The sequence below is a fragment of the Streptomyces sp. SM18 genome (assembly GCF_002910775.2).
Classification (GTDB): domain Bacteria; phylum Actinomycetota; class Actinomycetes; order Streptomycetales; family Streptomycetaceae; genus Streptomyces; species Streptomyces halstedii.
Map to the genome: position 1 here is coordinate 3,423,512 of NZ_CP029342.1, position 18,294 is coordinate 3,441,805.

Genomic DNA, 18,294 nt, shown 5'->3' on the forward strand with positions numbered 1-18,294 from the left:
CATGGAACGACGGGGGAATCGTTCAGGCGCTGCGGGGGGTGGCGGAAATGGCTTCTTGTTCGAACAGCTCGTGGTCGCGCTGATCGAGATTGACGAAGATCATGCCGTACCTCACGGCACAGCGGACCGGTTGCGGGGCACCCCGGGGCCGACGGAGGCACCGGTAGGCGCGGATGTCGTCCTCGGCCTCCATCACGACGACGATCGGCTCTCCGAACAGGGTGACCATCAACGAATCGCCCTGACGCGTCAGCGCCGTGAGCAGATCGATGAAGTGCCACCCTGACCGGTACGCCGTCGCCATCTCGCGGCGGAAGGTACGGTCGTCCGGCGGGGTGGTCATGCGACCGAGCCGGCCGGAGTGGACCAGGCGATGTCACCGGACTGGGCACCCCAGGCGATGTCACCGGACTGCGCGCCCCATGCGATGTCACCGGACTTGGCGCCCCACGCGATGTCACCGGGCTTGGCGCTCCACGCGATGTCGTCCGACGCGGACACGGCGCGGACGTTCCAGGCGATGTCGCCGGACTGGGCGCCCCACGCGATGTCACCCGGCACACCTGCGGCCTCGGCACTCCAGGCGATGTCACCCGGTACCGCTGCGGCCTCCCCGCCCCAGGCGATGTCGCCCCCGCCCGCCAGTCCAATGCCCAGGGCTGCAACGAACGAGGCGGCAAGCGCCGAGCGAAGCATTCGCTTATACATAGTCGGCTTCGTCCTCACTTGTGGATTCTTCGTCCCCCGCACCAAAGACGATGTCTCACCCAGGCACTCGAACACCACCGAGTCGATGCATCATGTTCCTGAATGTTCAGGAACCTGGGGGGTGGAGATATGACCACAAGCTACATAAAGCCGACACATCCTCACGGGATCACCGAACTGTGTGACGAAGGGGGCCGTCTGTACGCCAGCGCGCTTCGCTCCGGCCGCATCGCCCGCTCCGAGGCGGCGACGGCTCCGTGCCTCATCGACTTCGCCCTGCTGCACCCCGATCCGGACGACGCGGAATGGCTCCGTCCGGTCCCGCCGTCCGCGGCGCTGGCCAAACACCTGCACCCGCTCGAACGGGAGATCCAGGACCGCCGGCGGCGATCCGTGCTGCTCACGGAGTCCTTCGAGCCGTTCATGGACATCAGCGCCCAGGACCCGCCGACCACCCACGCCATCACCGTCCTGGAAGGCGCCAACCGGATCAACGCCGCCCTGGACCTCGCCACGGCAGAGTGCCGGACCGAGGTGCTCACCGTCCAGCCCGGCGGCGGCCGCAGCGAGGACCGCCTCAGCGAGGCCCTGGAGCGCGGACTGTCGGTCGTGCACCGCGGAGTACGCCTCCGTACGCTCTATCAGCACACCGTGCGGCACAGCCCCGGCACACTCGCGTACGCGGAACGCATCGCCGACGAGAACGTGGAAATCCGCACACTCGAAGAACTCATCGAGCGCCTCATCATCTTCGACCGCACCGTCGCGTTCATTCCCGCCACGGACGACCGCCAAATCGCTCTGGAACTCCGCCATTCGGGCCTGGTCGAATATCTCGTCAAGGTATTCGAGCAGCTGTGGGCGCGCGCCGCGCCGCTGCTGGAGGAAGTGAAGTACCAACCGACTCCCCTCGGCATCAGCGGAGTTCAGCGCTCGATTGCCCAACTCCTCGTCGAAGGGCATGTGGACGACTCGATCGCACGCCGCCTCGGAATGAACGTCCGCACCTGCCGCGCGCACGTGGCCAAACTGAACGCGGCGCTCGGCAGCAACAGCCGGGCCCAACTCGGCTACCTGATCGCGCAGTCGGGAATCCTGAACCAGGAGTGACCGGGGTCCCGCCACCGGACGCCGCCGCGCCGGGGGAGGGACACGGCCTCGCCGTGGAAGCGCCGGAGGAGTTCCCCGCTCCCACGGCAGGCCCCACGATCCTCCCGCGGCTAGGCTTCCACCACCGTCATCTTGTTGCACTGCAAAAAGTGGGGGGTCCCAAATTCACGCGGACAGGGCAAAACCGGCGCACACACACAGCAACCGCGAGCTGTGCGACCCGGCGATCCGCCTGTACGAGGAGGCGCTGCGCGCGGGCCGTCTGCCCCGCGCCGCCCTGGCCTCGGCCCCGTGTCTGCTGGACATGGCCCTCGTCCAGCCCGACCCGGGCGACGCCGCGTGGCTGCGCCCGGTCCCGCCGTCCTCCGCGCTGGCCCACCTGCTGCAGCCCATCACCCGGGAGATAGACGAGCGGATACGGCTGACGGCCGCGCTGGCCGGGGCGCTGGCGCCACTGGCGAGGGTCGCGGACGAGGACCCCAACCTCGCGATCACCGTGCTCGAAGGGCGCTCGCTGATCATCTCCGTGCTCCGGGAGGCCTCCACCCACGCCAAGGAGGAGGTCCTGACCGCACAGCCGGGAGGCAACCGGCTCACCCACAACATGCGCCAGGGCCTGGAGAACGCCCGCACCGCGATCGCCTCGGGCGCCCGGCTGCGCCACCTCTACCAGCACCCGGCGCGCTACAGCCCCGGTCTGAAGGACTACCTGGCCCAGGTGCCCGCCGACCGCCTCCAGGTGCGGACTGTCGAGCAGACCGTCGACCGGCTCATCATCTTCGACCGTGCCGTCGCCTACGTCCCGGCGACCCCCTCACGGGACGCCGCCCTGGAGATCCGGCACCCGGCGCTCGTCGCCTATCTGACCCAGGTCTACGAGGTCCTCTGGGCGCAGGCCACCCCGCTCACCCGGCAGTTGCCGGCGACGGTCCCCGGCCTTCCGGTGACCGCCGTCCAGCAGAGCGTCGCCCGGCTCCTGGCCGAGGGCGACGTCGACGACGTGGTGGCCCGCAAGCTGGGCATCAGCGTCCGCACCTGCCGCGCGCACATCTCCAAGCTCATGCAGACCCTCGACGCCCGCAGCCGCACCCATCTGGGCGCGCTGCTCGTCCGGTCCGGTGTCGCGGGCACCGAAGCCGGGGAGACGACGCGAAGGCCCGCCGCCGGAGCCTGAACTCCGGGGCGGGCCCGAGGCGCCGAACGCGGTCAGTCCGCCTGCCGCTTGGGCCGCCAGACCACCAGGGCGCTCGTCTGCTGCACGTCCTGGTAGGGCACCAGGTCCCGGCGGTAGGAGGCGTGCACCTGGGCCTCGCGCTGCTGCATGGCCACGGCCGCGCCGTCCACCGCCGCCGAGAGCTCGGCGACGCGCTGCTGGAGCGCGGCGACCTGGTTCTCCAGCTCGATGATGCGCTTGATGCCCGCGAGGTTGATGCCCTCGTCCTGCGACAACTGCTGGACGGTGCGCAGCAGTTCGATGTCGCGGGCCGAGTAGCGCCGGCCGCGCCCGGCCGTGCGGTCCGGCGAGACCAGGCCGAGGCGGTCGTACTGGCGCAGGGTCTGCGGGTGCAGGCCGGAGAGCTGGGCCGCGATCGAGATCACGTACACCGGTGATTCGTCGGTCAGCTGGTACGGATTACGTCGACGGCCGTCCATCTCAAGCTCCCTTCGCCGCCTGGAACAGCTCCGCCCGCGGGTCCTCCCCCGCGGTCGCCTTGCGGAAGGCCTCCAGGGCGTCCTGTGCGTCCGCGCCGAGGTCCTTGGGTACGGACACCTCGACCGTGACCAGCAGGTCGCCCCGGGTGCCGTCCTTGCGCACGGCGCCCTTGCCGCGGGCCCGCATCGTACGCCCGTTCGGTGTGCCCGCGGGCAGTTTCAGGGTGACCGGCGGGCCGCCCAGGGTGGGCACCCGCACCTCGCCGCCGAGCGCCGCCTCCACGAAGGTGACGGGCACGGTGACCGTGAGGTTGTCGCCCCTGCGGCCGAAGACCGGGTGGGCGTCGACGTGGACGACGACGTAGAGGTCGCCGGCCGGGCCGCCGCGCTCGCCCGGACCGCCCTTGCCGCGCAGCCGGATCCGCTGCCCGTCGGTGACGCCGGCCGGGATCCTCACCTGCATCGTGCGGGCCGACTTGGCCCGGCCGCTGCCCTTGCAGACCTCGCAGGGGTCCTGGGCGATGAGCCCGCGGCCCTTGCAGTCCACACAGGGGTCGGTGAGCGAGAACCCGCCGCCGGTGCCGCGCGAGACCTGCCCCGTACCGACACAGGTCGGGCAGACCCTGGGGGTGCCGTTCTTGTCGCCGGTGCCCGAACAGGCCTTGCAGGGCGCCTGGCTGGACATCCGCAGCGGGACCGTGGCCCCGTCGACCGCCTCGGTGAAGCTGAGCGTCACCTCGGACTCGACGTCCTGGCCGCGCCGCGGCTGGACACGGGTGCCCGCGCCGCCGCGGTTGAACAGGCCGCCGAAGACGTCGCCCAGTCCACCGCCGCCGAAGCCGCCGGCACCGCCCTGGCCACCGCCGGGCGGGGCCCCGCCGCCTCCGAAGAGGTCACCCAGGTCGAAGTTGAAGTTGCCGCCCGCGCCGCCCCCGCCGCCGGGACCCGCCCGGAAGCCTCCGTTGCCGAAGAGGGCGCGCGCCTCGTCGTACTCCTTGCGCCTCTTGGGGTCGCCGAGGACGTCGTTGGCCTCGGAGATCTCCTTGAAGCGCTCCTCCGCCTTCGCGTCACCCTTGTTGGCGTCCGGGTGGTACTCGCGGGCGAGCTTCCGGTAGGCCTTCTTGACCTCGGCGTCGGTGGCGTCCTTGGGGACGCCGAGGACCTTGTAGTAGTCCTTCTCGACGAAGTCCTTCGTGCTCATCGACGTCCCTCCTTCCGGACGATCGGCCGTGCGGCCGGCCCTGTGGCCGGCCGCACGCCCTGTCGGTGTTCACCGCGGTGGTCGGACCTGATGTCAGACCTCCTCGGTGCCACCGCTCTCCTCGTCGTCCGCTTTCTCTTCCTTGGCCGCCGCGGGCGCGGCGCCCGGCTGCGGCTCGGCCACGGCCACCCGCGCGGGGCGGATGGTCCGTTCCCCGATGCGGTACCCAGGCTGCAGGATCGCCACGCAGGTCGTCTCGGTGACGTCCGGCGCGTAGCTGTGCATCAGGGCCTCGTGGATCGTCGGGTCGAAGGGCTCGCCCTCCTTGCCGAACTGCTGGAGGCCCAGCTTCGCGACCACCGTCTCCACGGACTCGGCCACCGACTTGAAGCCGCCGACGAGCTCGCCGTGTTCCCGTGCCCGGCCGATGTCGTCGAGCACGGGGAGCAGTTCGCTCAGGAGGCCCGCGACCGCGACCTCCTTGACCGCCACCCGGTCGCGCTCCACGCGCCGCCGGTAGTTCTGGTACTCGGCCTGCAGGCGCTGGAGGTCTGCCGTGCGCTCACCGAGCGCCGTACGGACCTGGTCCAGCTGAGCCGTCAGTGCCGCTGTCTGCTGCACGTCCCCGGCCGGGGCCGCCTCCTCCTTGTCGGAGGGGGTGGCGGCCTTCGGCTCGGCTTCGTCGGAGCCGGTGCCGGAGGGGACGTCGGGCTCCTCTTCGAAGCCCGGAGTCTCCTCGGTCACGCCGCACCGCCCTTCTGGTCCTTCTCGTCGTCCACGATCTCCGCGTCGACGACATCGTCGTCGGCCTTGCCCTGGGCGTCACCCGCGGCGTCCGCGCCGGGCGTGGCACCCTCGCCCTGGGCACCGGCGTACATCGCCTGGCCCAGCTTCTGGGAGACGGCCGCGACCTTCTCGGTGGCCGTGCGGATCTCGGCGGTGTCCTCGCCCTTGAGCTTCTCCTTCAGCTCGGTGAGCGCGGCCTCCACCTCCGTCTTCACGTCACCGGGGACCTTGTCCTCGTTGTCCTTGAGGAACTTCTCCGTCTGGTAGACGAGCTGCTCGCCCTGGTTGCGCGACTCGGCGGCCTCGCGGCGGCGGTGGTCCTCCTCCGCGTACTGCTCGGCCTCCTCACGCATCCGGTTGACCTCGTCCTTCGGCAGCGAGGAGCCGCCGGTGACGGTCATCTTCTGCTCCTTGCCGGTGCCGAGGTCCTTCGCGGCGACGTGCATGATGCCGTTGGCGTCGATGTCGAAGGCGACCTCGATCTGCGGCACACCGCGCGGGGCCGGCGGCAGACCGGTCAGCTCGAACATCCCGAGCTTCTTGTTGTACGCCGCGATCTCGCGCTCGCCCTGGTAGACCTGGATCTGCACGGACGGCTGGTTGTCCTCGGCCGTCGTGAAGATCTCGGAGCGCTTGGTCGGGATCGTGGTGTTGCGCTCGATGAGCTTCGTCATGATGCCGCCCTTGGTCTCGATACCGAGGGACAGCGGGGTGACGTCGAGGAGCAGGACGTCCTTGACCTCGCCCTTGAGGACACCCGCCTGGAGCGAGGCGCCGATGGCGACGACCTCGTCCGGGTTGACGCCCTTGTTGGCCTCGCGGCCGCCGGTCAGCTCCTTGACGAGCTCCGCGACGGCGGGCATACGGGTCGAGCCACCGACGAGGACGACGTGGTCGATCTCGGTGAGCTGGATGCCCGCGTCCTTGACCACGTTGTTGAACGGGGTCTTGCAGCGCTCCAGCAGGTCCGCGGTGAGCTGCTGGAACTGCGAGCGCGTGAGCTTCTCGTCCAGGTGCAGCGGGCCCTCGGCGGACGCCGTGATGTAGGGCAGGTTGATCGTGGTCTCGGTCGAGGACGACAGCTCGATCTTCGCCTTCTCCGCGGCCTCGCGGAGACGCTGGAGAGCCATCTTGTCCTTGGACAGGTCCACGCCGTGCCCGTTGGCGAACTGCTTCACCAGGTAGTCGACGACCCGCTGGTCCCAGTCGTCACCACCGAGGTGGTTGTCACCGTTGGTGGCCTTCACCTCGACGACGCCGTCACCGATCTCCAGGAGGGACACGTCGAAGGTGCCGCCACCGAGGTCGAAGACGAGGATCGTCTGGTCGTCCTTGTCGAGCCCGTACGCCAGCGCGGCGGCGGTCGGCTCGTTGACGATGCGCAGGACGTTCAGACCCGCGATCTCACCGGCCTCTTTGGTGGCCTGGCGCTCGGAGTCGTTGAAGTACGCCGGGACGGTGATCACCGCGTCGGTGACCTTCTCGCCCAGGTACGCCTCCGCGTCCCGCTTCAGCTTCTGCAGGATGAAGGCGCTCATCTGCTGCGGGTTGAAGTTCTTGCCGTCGAGCTCGATCTTCCAGTCCGTGCCCATGTGGCGCTTGACCGAACGGATCGTCCTGTCGACGTTGGTGACCGCCTGACGCTTGGCCACCTCGCCGACGAGCACCTCGCCGTTCTTCGCGAAGGCGACGACGGACGGCGTGGTCCTGGCGCCCTCGGCGTTGGTGATGACGGTGGGCTCGCCGCCTTCGAGAACGCTGACGACGGAGTTAGTCGTGCCCAGGTCGATGCCGACCGCACGTGCCATTTCGATTCCTCCAACTGACTACTTGAGTGGATCTGGCTCAAGGATGCATCACACCGGCGACAGAGTCAAAGGACTTGAGCGGGCAGGACTCAACTTAAATGCAGGTAACCGCATCCACCAGGCGTTTTCACGGAGAACCGCGCACACGGCCCGCTCCCGGCGCACGCTTCCCGCGACACCGGAGGGCGTCGCGCGTCACACACTCCCCACCCACCATCGCACCGTGGGATTGTTCTGTCACAAATTGCGGCGAGCCGGTCAAATACGGCACACCCATGGACCACCGGGCAGGTGCGGATGCGAAGCGCGAGGCGGACCACGGTACGGAGCACGAAGAGCCCCACCGCATACGCGACGGCGACAAGGGGCGGCGAGGGACACACCACGGCCGCACGGCAGGACCTCGGGCGGGAGGAGGCGCCGTGGCGCGCCCCGGGGCGCGCCACGGCCGTACGAGAGACCCTGGCACGCGTGACGGCGGCAGGGGTGACCCTGGGGCCGGCACGGGCGGCCCTGGAGCGCACGGCCGTCTCGCTGGCCGGGCGCGCGGCCTCGGTGACCAGGAAGCGGGCCCTGGACCTGGCGCTCGGCTCGGCCCTGCTCCTCCTGGCCGCGCCCGCCCTCGCGCTCACCGCCCTGACCCTGGCCGTACGCGCGCCCCACGGCCGGGGGTCGGTGCTCCTGCGCGAGGCCCGCGTCGGCATGGGCGGCCGCCCGTTCGAGCTGCGCTCGCTGCGCACCCGGCGGTTCCGCCTCGACCTGCTGTCCCGGCTGCCGCACGTCGTACGCGGCGACCTCTCCCTGGTCGGTCCGCCGCCCCTGCGCCCCGACGACCCTGCGCTGAACGCCCCGCGGACCGACCCCTGGCGGCGGGAACTGCGCCCCGGACTGACCGGCCTGGCCCAGGTCCGCGCCCGCTCCGGAATGCCCTGGGACGAACCCGCGCTCCTGGACGCGCACTACGCGGAGCATCATGGGACAGGTCTCGACCTGGCGATCCTCGTGCGGAGCGCGCGCATCCACCTGCGCACCGAACTGCGTGAAGCCCGCCGGGGCAAGGCACGCCTGAGCGACACAGATCACCGCCCGCCCGGCTACAGCGGGGTGGACTAAATGGATAGTGTCAGCACAGACTGATTAAGTTACTGCTTAGTAATCACTTGTACGTGCTGGATCCCACCTCGCAGGCCCGAGGAGCCCCCAAATGCAACTCGCCGCGATCATCGTGTCGCTGGTGCTGACGGTCGTCGGCGTTGCGCTCATCGCCCGAGCCGTCGCGCAGATCTACCGATTCGTCCGGATCGGACAGCCGGTACCGGCAGGCAGTCGCACCGACGACCCGAAGCAGCGCACGATCACCCTGGCCAAGGAGTTCCTCGGCCACACCCGGATGAACCGGTGGGGCATCGTCGGCTTCGCGCACTGGTTCGTCGCCATCGGCTTCCTGACCCTGCCGCCGACCCTGCTCCAGGCCTACGGGCAGCTCTTCCGGGCCGACTGGGTGCTGCCGGTCATCGGCGACTGGCTGCCGTTCGAGCTGTACATCGAGTTCATCGGCCTCATGACCGTGCTCGGCATCGTCACGCTGATGGCCATCCGGCTGCTCAACCTGCCGTCCCGGGCCGGCCGCAAGTCCCGCTTCGCCGGCTCCAAGGCCTGGCAGGCGTACTTCGTCGAGTACGTCATCCTCGTCATCGGCCTGGCGATCCTCACCCTGCGGGGCCTGGAAGGCGCGATCCACCACGTCGACGGCTACGGGGCCTCGTACTTCGTCTCGTACCCCCTGGTGCTGGCCTTCAAGGGCCTGGGCCTCGGCACCCTCCAGAACCTCATCTACTTCGTCGCGATGATCAAGATCGGCACCTCGCTGATCTGGATGATCACCGTCTCGCTCAACACCAACATGGGTGTCGCCTGGCACCGCTTCCTCGGCTTCCCGAACATCTGGTTCAAGCGGAACGCCGACGGCGAGGCCGCGCTCGGCGCGCTCCAGCCCATGACCTCGGGCGGCCAGGAGATCGACTGGGAGGACCCGGCCGAGGACGCCGTCTTCGGTGTCTCCCAGGTCGAGCAGTTCTCCTGGAAGGGCATCCTCGACTTCTCCACGTGCACCGAGTGCGGCCGCTGCCAGTCGCAGTGCCCCGCCTGGAACACCGGCAAGCCGCTCTCCCCCAAGCTCCTGATCATGTCCCTGCGCGACCACGCGCACGCCAAGGCGCCGTATCTGCTGGCAGGCGGCGGCAAGGACATGGAGGGCACCGAGAAGGCCACCGCGGAGCAGCTCAAGGACGTTCCCGCCACCGCCCTCGCGGAGGCCGAGCGCCCGCTGATCGGCACCGCCGAGGAGAACGGCGTCATCGACCCGGACGTGCTGTGGTCCTGCACCACCTGCGGTGCGTGCGTGGAACAGTGCCCGGTGGACATCGAGCACATCGACCACATCGTGGACATGCGCCGCTACCAGGTGATGATCGAGTCCTCGTTCCCGTCCGAGGCGGGCACGATGCTCAAGAACCTGGAGAAGAAGGGCAACCCCTGGGGGCTGGCCAAGAAGCAGCGCGTCGCGTGGACCAAGGAGGTCGACTTCGAGGTGCCGGTCGTCGGCAAGGACGTCGAGGACCTCAGCGAGATCGACTACCTGTACTGGGTCGGCTGCGCCGGTGCCCTGGAGGACCGCGCCAAGAAGACCACCAAGGCCTTCGCGGAGCTCCTGCACATCGCCGGGGTCAAGTTCGCGATCATGGGCGGCGACGAGAAGTGCACCGGTGACTCGGCCCGCCGCCTCGGCAACGAGCCGCTGTTCCAGCAGCTCGGCCAGGAGAACGTCGCGATGCTGAACATGGCGTTCGGCGAGGACGACGACGACCCGGAGACGAAGAAGCCGAAGGCGTCGAAGAAGATCGTCGCGACCTGCCCGCACTGCTTCAACACGATCGCGAACGAGTACCCGCAGCTCGGTGGCGAGTACGAGGTCATCCACCACACCCAGTTGCTCCAGCACCTGGTGGACGAGGGCAAGCTGATCCCGGTCACCCCGGTCGAGGGTCTGATCACGTACCACGACCCGTGCTACCTGGGCCGGCACAACAAGATCTACACGCCCCCGCGCGAGATCATCGCGAAGGTCCCGGGTCTGCGGAACGAGGAGATGCACCGCCACAAGGAGCGCGGCTTCTGCTGCGGCGCCGGCGGCGCGCGGATGTGGATGGAGGAGCGGATCGGCAAGCGCGTCAACAACGAGCGCGTCGACGAGGCCCTCTCGCTCAACCCCGACATCGTCTCCACGGCCTGCCCGTTCTGCCTCGTCATGCTGACCGACTCGGTCAACGGCAAGAAGAACGACGGCCAGGCGAAGGAATCGATCCAGGTGGTCGACGTCTCGCAGCTGCTCCTGGAATCGGTGAAGGCCCCCGCCGATCCGGCGGGCGAGGAGGAGCCGGCCGGCCAACCGGAGCCCGAGCCCGTGAAGTAGGGCGGCGCCCACCTCGACCGGAAGCGGCCGGACCTGCCTCGGGGGCAGGACCGGCCGCTTCCGTATGCCGGAGGCCTCCTGGGGGATGCCCGAGGCCCGCGCCCTGGCGCCTCCTGGATGCCCGAGGCCCGTCGGGGTGCCCGAGGCCCGTCGGGGAGCCCGCCCCCGGTCCCCTAGGGGATGTCACAGGTAGGACGCAAAGGCCGCCGGTTCCCCGGCCCCCGGTACCCCACACGCCCGGACCAGGTACGTTCGACGGGTGGCTGGATTCAGGATCGGACGCGGCCGGGACAACCGCACACCGCAACAACACCCGCGGCAGCAACAGCCGTACGGGCAGGCGCCGTCGCCGCCGTACGGCGGTCAGTCGTGGCCCCCGGCGGGCGGCGGGGCACCGTACGGCGGCCCCCAGGGCGCCGGGTACGGCGGCGGACACGGGGGCGGCTCGGCCCCGTACGGCGGGGGGAACGGCGGGCAAGGGGAGCCCGAGTACTTCGGCGACCCGTACCACCAGCCCCCGCAGCACGACCCGTACGCCAACGCCCCCGGACACACCCAGGCGTTCCGCCTCGACGAGGACCCGTACGGCGACGGCAGCACCTACCAGGCCGGCAGCGCCCCCGCCCCGCCCTCGGGCCCCCGGCTCGGCTGGAAGCAGCTGCTCAGCGGCATCGTGCTGCGCCCGGGACCGACGTTCTGGCAGATGCGCGACTACCCGGTGTGGGGACCCGCGCTGATCGTGACGTTCGTCTACGGTCTGCTCGCGCTGTTCGGCTTCGACCAGGCCCGGGACGAGGCGATCCACGCGGAGGTCTCCACCGCGGCCCCGTACGTGATCTTCACGGGCGTCGGCTTCGTCATCGGCGGCCTGGTGCTCGGCGCCGTCACACACACCCTGGCCCGCCAGCTCGGCGGCACCGGCTCCTGGCAGCCGACCGTGGGCCTCTCCATGCTGATCATGTCGATCACGGACGCGCCCCGGCTCGTCTTCGCCCTGTTCCTGGGCGGCGAGAACTCCCTGGTGCAGATCATCGGCTGGGTCACCTTGCTCGCGGCCGGCGCGCTGTTCACGTCGATGGTGAGCAAGTCGCACGACCTGCCGTGGCCGAAGGCCCTGGGCGCCTCCGCGATCCAGCTGATCGCGCTGCTGTCGATCATCAAGCTCGGCACGATCTGACGGCTCCGCGCGCGTGTGACGACGTGGCGATGTGACGAAGGGCCCGGTCACCCTGTGTGGTGACCGGGCCCTCCGTCATGAAGTCACGAGGTCACGCACTCCCCCGCTCCCCAGGCGTGCGCCCGCCTAGGCGTCGAGGACCTGTCCCCGACGGCGTACGACGGGCTTCTCCACACTCCACGGGAAGTTGATCCACCGGTCGGTCTTCTTCCACACGTACTCGCACTTCACGAGCGACTGCGGCTTCTCGTAGATGACCGCGCTGCGCACCTCGGCCACGTGATCGATACAGAAGTCGCGGACCAGCTTCAGCGTCTTCCCGGTGTCGGCGACGTCGTCGGCGATGAGGACCCTCTTGCGGGTGAAGTCGATGGCGTTCGGAACCGGCGCCAGCATCACGGGCATGTCCAGGGTGGTCCCCACGCCGGTGTAGAACTCCACGTTCACCAGGTGGATGTTCTTGCAGTCCAGCGCGTACGCCAGACCACCCGCGACGAACACCCCGCCCCGCGCGATGCTCAGCACGACGTCGGGCACGTACCCGTCGTCGGCGACCGTCTGCGCCAGCTCGCGTACGGCGTGCCCGAAGGCCTCGTACGTCAGGTTCTCCCGCTCCTCAGCAGCCATACCGCATCACACCTGGGTCCGATGGAAGTTCATGTACGAACGCGAGGCGGTCGGCCCCCGCTGCCCCTGATACCGCGACCCGTACCGCTCGGAGCCGTACGGGAACTCCGACGGCGTGCTCAGCCGGAACATGCACAGCTGCCCGATCTTCATACCGGGCCAGAGCTTGATCGGAAGGGTCGCCAGATTCGACAGCTCCAGCGTCACGTGGCCCGAGAACCCGGGGTCGATGAACCCGGCCGTGGAATGCGTCACCAGCCCGAGCCGCCCCAGCGAACTCTTGCCCTCCAGCCGCGAGGCGAGATCATCGGGGAGCGACACGACCTCGTACGTGGACGCCAGGACGAACTCCCCGGGGTGCAGGATGAACGCCTCGTCACCGTCCGGCTCGACCATGCGGGTCAGATCGACCTGCTCGACTGCGGGATCGATGTGCGGATAGCGGTGGTTCTCGAACACCCGGAAGTAGCGGTCGAGCCGCACGTCGATGCTCGAAGGCTGCACCATCGAAGCGTCGAACGGGTCAATGCGGACCCGCCCGGCGTCGATCTCGGCCCGGAGGTCCTTATCTGAGAGAAGCACGCACCGAGGATACGCAGAACGCGCGAGCCGCCCCCAACCGGACCACCCGCGCGCGTCTGCTCCCCTCACCTGCTACCGACCCGCTACCGGGCCGTCACCGCTGCTCGGCCCCCACGGGCACGGCCTGCCTCAACCGGGCACACCGCGGACACCGCAACAGCCGTCCGGGCCCGATCCGGCCGGACCCGAGCTGCTGCATCGGGAACGACGAGGTAGCGAAAACGTGCCCTTCGGCACAGCGGACGACGGTGCGCTCCATCGACTCCATCAAGTCCCTTCCCCAACCAGCCATGGACGAGACCGCCACATTAGGGGATGAACGGGACGCCACTCCACGCGGCACTCCGCCCACCCACGCTACGCCCCCAACTCCCGCCCCCGACAACCGCGTCCACCCCACGAACGCCACACAGACCCACCGGCGGAGACGCCGGGGGCCTGCGATGGGGTAGAGTGTGCGGCGATGCGGTGCCACTCATACGGCGCGCTTCGCGGGTGTAGTTTAATGGTAGAACATGAGCTTCCCAAGCTCAGAGCGCGAGTTCGATTCTCGTCACCCGCTCCATGAAGAAGCCCCCGGCCAGCGGCCGGGGGCTTCTTCATATCTAGACCTTTCAAAACCCTGCGGCATTTTTCGTGCCAGAACGACGAGCTCCCGAGCGCGGGCGGCGGGCCATGTAGGGGCTCAGGACTCCCTCAGCTCCATAGCCCGGCCCCTCAGTTCGTCGAGCACATCAACGCTCCGGAAAATGGTCTGAATGGATGTGTTGATCTGCCGGGAGGGGCGGCGCAGCTGACGGCTGGAGGAGCCAAACATGCTGATCACTGCCATGACCTCACGGAAGTTGCCCGCTGCACCCTGTGCTTCCTCGGCGGCCGTGCCGACCTGCTCCAGCACCTCCTCCGCGCCCTCAGGCCATTCTCGGCGCGGCGTGCTCGCCGCCCATTCGAGGAACGCCCGGAACGCTTCGACGTTGGTCCCCATACGCGCCGCGAAGCGCTCGGCCGCCGCCAAGAGGTCTTCGGCCGGCCCTTCGATGGCTTTGGCCAGGCGGTTGATCACAGCCATCCGCTTGTTCATCGAGGCCCCCGGGTGGCTAACACGGGCCATTTCCTCGCCGATCAGCTCCATCATCTCCCCGAGATCCGTCAGGGCGGACTCCACGTCGGCCATGTCACCGGAGATGGCTTCAAGCTGCGCTTCCGCCTCGACGACCAGATCAAACAAGCCGGGGGAGTCATCGTCGCCCCCTGCGGCAAGTTCCGGACGGGTCCCGGAAGACGCCTCTTTGGGAAGCGACAGGACGCTGTCCCCGCCGAGCGCCTGCGTCAGTACGCCCGTCAGTTGCCGCAGGGCGGTGGCGGTGTCGGCAGGTGGTGACGGGAACGGGACCCGAAGCGTCGTTCCGGGGCCCAGGGGCTGCTCAGTTCCGTCCGTGACATGGACCGTGCACCGCCCGAGGGCCTGTCGCGCCGCGAGGACGGAGGACAACTCCGTCCCGGATCCGCCGAGGTCGGCGACGACCACGTCTGCTTCGGTCAGCATGCGGTGCAGTTGGTCCATGGGCAGGCCAGCCTCCGTGAGCCTGTCCGCTCGTAGGAAGGTGATCCCGAGCTGAGCACACGCGGGACGCACGATGTCCTCGAAGAGGACGTTGTACCGAGGCTGTTCCGCCGGCGGGAATTGACCGGGAGGGTCGACGACAGCGGTGGTCCCGCAGATGGCGAGGCAGGTGGGCATGGCACGCTCCTTCACAGTGGTCGGGTGGCCCGGTCGGTGGCCGTACCAGGCACCGACCGGGTGGAGAGCGAGGTCAGTCGAAGAGAGTGAGCGCCACTCCGTCTGCGACCTCATCGGCGAAGACCGGGCGTTCCTCGATGCCCAGTGCGCTCAGGAGGTCCACGGTGAGCACGCGGTGGCGTCGGCCGACGCGCACAGTGGGGCACGGAAAGGACTCTTGGGCGACCAGCCGGTAGGCCGTACCCAGGCACATTCCGAAGGCGCTAGCCGCCGTTCGCAGATTGACGCTGACCGGGAGGTTGAAGATCTCGCGGAAGGTGAGGGGTGTCACGACGCGGTCGGTCATCCGTTCCTCCGTACTCGGCGCAGGGAGACAGTGGCAACCTGGCGGCCCCGGCCAGAGAATCCGACGCTCGTGGCGGTGTCGGCCGCTCCCCAGGCCCGAGCCAGGGCCCCTAGGCGTAAACCTTCGACCCGGTGAGCGGGAACGGTGATCCGCACCGTGGGCGAGAGCCCGGGACGGCGTCGGACCGGGTCGTAGTCCACCTGCCAGCAGTCCGCCGCCCCCGCTTCGACGGGAGCGCCGCCAGCCCGCTCCACGTCTTCCGCGGGCTTCTCAAGACGGGCGTGGCGCCATACGCCGTACACGCGTGAGCAGGCCGAACGCAGCACCGTACTGCCAGGGTCAGGGTCATCCGCCGCCAGACCGACCAGCGCTTCGAGGTAGCAGGTGATCAGTTCGGCCTCAACGTCGTCCCGTTCGGCGTGGAGGCGCCAGGTGATCTTGTAGGCGGTGCGCCGGAGCCCCGGGAGCCCCAACCAGACGACGGCCTCCGGCCAGTCGGCCCCGACGGTGTCGGAACGGACGCGCTCCGCGATCTGGTGCCACAGGCTCGCACGTGCCTCGGGGTGGACTGAGCGGTCGTAAAGCAGTTGACGGGCCCGTACCAGGGTCAGGGGCACGTCGGCCTGTTCCGAACCGTCGTGGAGTCGTAACGGGGGCGTCGGCTCGCTGTCGGCGCAGCGACGCTCAACGGCGGCGAAGATGCTGGGGTGCGGGGGAAGTGACATCGGTCCTCCTGATCAATCGGAGTTCGAGACAGGTGATTCGGCGCGCCACGCGGCCAGCGCACGGGCTGCCAGCTCCTTGCCAGGCAGCGCGTCCGGGCCCCGCTCGACGGCCAGGAGCCAGCGGAGGAAACCGGGTTGGCGGGCGCCCACCAGACCGTCGAGGAGCTCGCTCAGTGCCCGGGACGGGTGCTCCGCGCCGGCCGCCTCGGTGCACCAGTCGAGGAGGGCATCGCGCATAGCCGCGAAGGAGGCCGCCTCGTTGAGGGCATGTGCTGCCAGCTGAACTGTGCCGGATGCCGACTCGGCGTCGGCGAGCATCTGGTCGCTCCACCACGCGAGGTCCGTGTCCACCATCAGGGGAAAGCAGAGGGCCGTCAGCAGGCTGGGAACGTCCTCCGCCCGCGACCAGTCATGCATCCATCGCAGGACGGTTGTCCTGGCGTCGGAGTCCCCGGCTTCGAAACGCCGCACCAGCGTCTCCACGAGGAAGAGGACGGATGGGGCGTCCGTGTCGCCGTTCAGGGTTGTCATGAGCTGTTGCAGCAATCGCAGGGCTTGCTCTTCCGTCAGGTGGCCGCGGTCCAGGTGACAGGCGTGAAGCACTGTTTCGCGCAGCGGCGCCTCGGTGGCGACACTCCACTGTTCGAGCAGCTCAGCCGCTGCCCGCCCGACTGCCGGGTCCTGAACTGCCGTCCCCAGGCACCACCCCGCCACCTGAGGAGCCAGGCGTGACGGGGCCAGCGCCAGGTCGTGCAGGTGTTCCATGGACCGGCCTCCGGTCGCCACCGCCATGGCGGCGACCGCCCGCCCGGCCCGTTCGACCTGCTCCGCCTCGGGGCCGGGACAGGCGAGCCAGGAGTGCAGCAGGGGCACGAGATCCGTGTGATCACGGCACAGGACCTCCCACACGGCCTCGCTCACAGAGGGCCAGAAAAAGGACACCGCGTCTATGCTCGCCTCCACGTCGCCCCGGGCACAGTGGGCCCCGAGAAGCCGCAGAGTCTCAGGCCACCGGCGGGTCCCGGACGGCGCGCGACCGGGCGAAATCCGGACATCGGTCTCCTGCTCCCCTCCCGGTCCCGCCAGTCGGAGCAGATCCCGGGCCCGCTCCGTCACGACGCCGCGATGCAGCCCCCCGTAGACGGTGACCGCGAGCAGGTCGGCGCGCAGAGTGGGATCCGTCTGAGCCCGGGCGACAACTTCGGCGCCCTCGGTCCGGGCAACGTCGCGCACTACCTCGGCACCGCCCGCTCCGCCGGCGACACCCAGCCGGAGCACGGCCTCCGCCGCTCGTGCCGCGTAGCGGGGCGGAAGCCCTTCGGGCAACAACTCATCGAGCTGACCCGGTTCCAGGGCCCGCAACCACCCGGCAAGTTCTCCCTCGTTCGAGGAGCCGTCGGCTAGGTGGGCGCTGAAGACCTTGCGCGGGTCCGGTGGCAGGTGGTGCACCACTGGCATGCCCAGGTGGTCCGCCAAGGTACCGGCCAGCCCTGGGACATCTGCCAGCACGATGACCAGATGCGCCCCGGCCTCGGCCAGGGGGCTCTCCATGCGGGAGAGATCCCATGCCCGGAGCGCGAATGGGTCCGAGGGCTCTGTCACCAGGTATCCGTGCACTCCCTGGGCCCGAGGGCTCCACCGGGAGAAGTTGACGGCCCCGTCCACCTGGACAAGCACGGGGTTTTCATGCCCATGGGCCAGCAGGTTGAGGGCGTGGGTCTCACGTCCCGACCCCGGCTCTCCAAGAAGCACGGTGATGCCTGAGTCGAGCGCGGCAAGCGCGTCCTCGAAGCCGGGCGGCGGCACAAAGCGCCGTCTTGCGGTCTCCACGTGCTTGGCTCGTACGGGACCCTGCCGCATCGGCCCTGCTGCCGTGCCACCCTCGGCCGGGTGGGACACGGCGTGCCGCTGGCCGCCCGTCACCAGACCCGTGTTGACGGTGCTGTGCGGAGCGACGACGACCATCTCCCGGCCGGCCAGGGCTGCTACGAGGGCATCGAGGTCACTGCCTCGGGGAATCTCAGACGTGTCCATCGGTTCCACCGCCGACGTGGCCGGAAAGCTCGATGGCGGTGACGTGCTGGCCGCCGTGGACGGTGCCGGTGTTGATGATCCCGCGTTCAGCGTTCAGGACCGTCGCCACAGGGGCCTCCGTCGCGGCGCCGACGTCGGGGAGCGCGCGGCGGGCGGCCACCGACTCGGCGTTCTCCGCCGGCCGGGGGAACTCGATGATGTCGTCAGTACGTCGATTCTCTTCTGCTCGCATGTCGCCCTTCAATCCTCTGGACACCCGGAAATCGGATCGGGCACCCCTCTCCTGGACGCATCGAGAATCCCGCGTCTCGGTGCGCGCGTCCG

The 18,294-nt window shown here is 69.4% G+C and carries 18 protein-coding genes and 1 tRNA gene; 6 read left to right on the plus strand and 13 right to left on the minus strand.

Features of this window, described 5'->3' with window-relative positions; all coding sequences use genetic code 11:
• Window positions 1-22: 22 nt before the first annotated feature.
• Both B9S64_RS15195 and B9S64_RS15200 read right to left on the minus strand, forming a co-directional pair.
• Window positions 23-343, minus strand: coding sequence for a hypothetical protein (locus tag B9S64_RS15195; protein ID WP_028442023.1), 321 nt, complete (start codon window positions 341-343; stop codon window positions 23-25).
• Complete coding sequence (locus B9S64_RS15200; protein ID WP_239085008.1) at window positions 340-696, minus strand: 5'-nucleotidase; 357 nt, start codon at window positions 694-696, stop codon at window positions 340-342. The genes B9S64_RS15195 and B9S64_RS15200 overlap by 4 nt, the downstream gene beginning before the upstream one ends.
• Window positions 697-837: 141 nt before the next feature.
• Here B9S64_RS15200 and B9S64_RS15205 point away from each other — a divergent pair, with 141 nt between their 5' ends.
• Together B9S64_RS15205 and B9S64_RS15210 are read left to right on the plus strand one after the other, a co-directional pair.
• A complete protein-coding gene (locus B9S64_RS15205; RefSeq protein WP_258037939.1) occupies window positions 838-1,818 on the plus strand; it encodes a helix-turn-helix transcriptional regulator in 981 nt (326 codons plus the stop codon).
• 304 nt (window positions 1,819-2,122) lie between these two features.
• Window positions 2,123-2,992, plus strand: coding sequence for a helix-turn-helix transcriptional regulator (locus tag B9S64_RS15210; RefSeq protein ID WP_258037940.1), 870 nt, complete (start codon window positions 2,123-2,125; stop codon window positions 2,990-2,992).
• 32 nt (window positions 2,993-3,024) lie between these two features.
• Here B9S64_RS15210 and B9S64_RS15215 read toward each other — a convergent pair whose 3' ends face one another.
• The 4 genes from B9S64_RS15215 to dnaK form a co-directional block, all read right to left on the minus strand.
• A complete protein-coding gene (locus tag B9S64_RS15215) occupies window positions 3,025-3,471 on the minus strand; it encodes a heat shock protein transcriptional repressor HspR (protein ID WP_028442019.1) in 447 nt (148 codons plus the stop codon).
• Window position 3,472: 1 nt separating this feature from the next.
• Window positions 3,473-4,672, minus strand: coding sequence for a molecular chaperone DnaJ (dnaJ, locus tag B9S64_RS15220; protein WP_103492341.1), 1,200 nt, complete (start codon window positions 4,670-4,672; stop codon window positions 3,473-3,475).
• A gap of 93 nt (window positions 4,673-4,765) precedes the next feature.
• A complete protein-coding gene (grpE, locus tag B9S64_RS15225; protein ID WP_103492342.1) occupies window positions 4,766-5,416 on the minus strand; it encodes a nucleotide exchange factor GrpE in 651 nt (216 codons plus the stop codon).
• Window positions 5,413-7,266: a molecular chaperone DnaK gene (gene dnaK, locus B9S64_RS15230; RefSeq protein ID WP_103492343.1), complete on the minus strand. Its 1,854-nt coding sequence runs from the start codon at window positions 7,264-7,266 to the stop codon at window positions 5,413-5,415. Before dnaK ends, grpE begins: the two co-directional genes overlap by 4 nt.
• 471 nt (window positions 7,267-7,737) lie before the next feature.
• Here dnaK and B9S64_RS15235 point away from each other — a divergent pair, with 471 nt between their 5' ends.
• From B9S64_RS15235 to B9S64_RS15245, 3 genes are all read left to right on the plus strand, one after another.
• Complete coding sequence (locus B9S64_RS15235) at window positions 7,738-8,379, plus strand: sugar transferase (protein WP_374936088.1); 642 nt, start codon at window positions 7,738-7,740, stop codon at window positions 8,377-8,379.
• 91 nt (window positions 8,380-8,470) lie between these two features.
• The gene (locus tag B9S64_RS15240; RefSeq protein WP_103492344.1) at window positions 8,471-10,738 is read left to right on the plus strand and encodes a (Fe-S)-binding protein; all 2,268 of its coding nucleotides are present in this window, start codon (window positions 8,471-8,473) and stop codon (window positions 10,736-10,738) included.
• A gap of 259 nt (window positions 10,739-10,997) precedes the next feature.
• A complete protein-coding gene (locus B9S64_RS15245) occupies window positions 10,998-11,915 on the plus strand; it encodes a Yip1 family protein (protein WP_103492345.1) in 918 nt (305 codons plus the stop codon).
• Between the two features lie 126 nt (window positions 11,916-12,041).
• Here the strand turns inward: B9S64_RS15245 and B9S64_RS15250 are convergent, their stop codons facing one another.
• Together B9S64_RS15250 and dcd are read right to left on the minus strand one after the other, a co-directional pair.
• The gene (locus B9S64_RS15250) at window positions 12,042-12,542 is read right to left on the minus strand and encodes a phosphoribosyltransferase (protein WP_093678396.1); all 501 of its coding nucleotides are present in this window, start codon (window positions 12,540-12,542) and stop codon (window positions 12,042-12,044) included.
• Window positions 12,543-12,548: 6 nt separating this feature from the next.
• Complete coding sequence (gene dcd, locus B9S64_RS15255; protein ID WP_028442011.1) at window positions 12,549-13,124, minus strand: dCTP deaminase; 576 nt, start codon at window positions 13,122-13,124, stop codon at window positions 12,549-12,551.
• Window positions 13,125-13,615: 491 nt separating this feature from the next.
• Here dcd and B9S64_RS15265 point away from each other — a divergent pair.
• Window positions 13,616-13,689 (plus strand) — tRNA-Gly (locus B9S64_RS15265).
• A 120-nt stretch (window positions 13,690-13,809) separates the two neighbouring features.
• Here the strand turns inward: B9S64_RS15265 and B9S64_RS15270 are convergent.
• From B9S64_RS15270 to B9S64_RS15290, 5 genes are all read right to left on the minus strand, one after another.
• On the minus strand, window positions 13,810-14,865 hold the full coding sequence (locus B9S64_RS15270) for a hypothetical protein (protein ID WP_103492346.1): 1,056 nt from the start codon (window positions 14,863-14,865) through the stop codon (window positions 13,810-13,812).
• Between the two features lie 73 nt (window positions 14,866-14,938).
• Window positions 14,939-15,211, minus strand: coding sequence for a hypothetical protein (locus B9S64_RS15275; RefSeq protein ID WP_014046978.1), 273 nt, complete (start codon window positions 15,209-15,211; stop codon window positions 14,939-14,941).
• Window positions 15,208-15,936, minus strand: coding sequence for a hypothetical protein (locus tag B9S64_RS15280; protein WP_103492347.1), 729 nt, complete (start codon window positions 15,934-15,936; stop codon window positions 15,208-15,210). The genes B9S64_RS15275 and B9S64_RS15280 overlap by 4 nt, the downstream gene beginning before the upstream one ends.
• Window positions 15,937-15,948: 12 nt before the next feature.
• On the minus strand, window positions 15,949-17,970 hold the full coding sequence (locus tag B9S64_RS15285; RefSeq protein WP_103492348.1) for a hypothetical protein: 2,022 nt from the start codon (window positions 17,968-17,970) through the stop codon (window positions 15,949-15,951).
• The gene (locus B9S64_RS15290; protein ID WP_219818796.1) at window positions 17,957-18,202 is read right to left on the minus strand and encodes an S-type pyocin domain-containing protein; all 246 of its coding nucleotides are present in this window, start codon (window positions 18,200-18,202) and stop codon (window positions 17,957-17,959) included. The genes B9S64_RS15285 and B9S64_RS15290 overlap by 14 nt, the downstream gene beginning before the upstream one ends.
• Window positions 18,203-18,294: the final 92 nt, after the last annotated feature.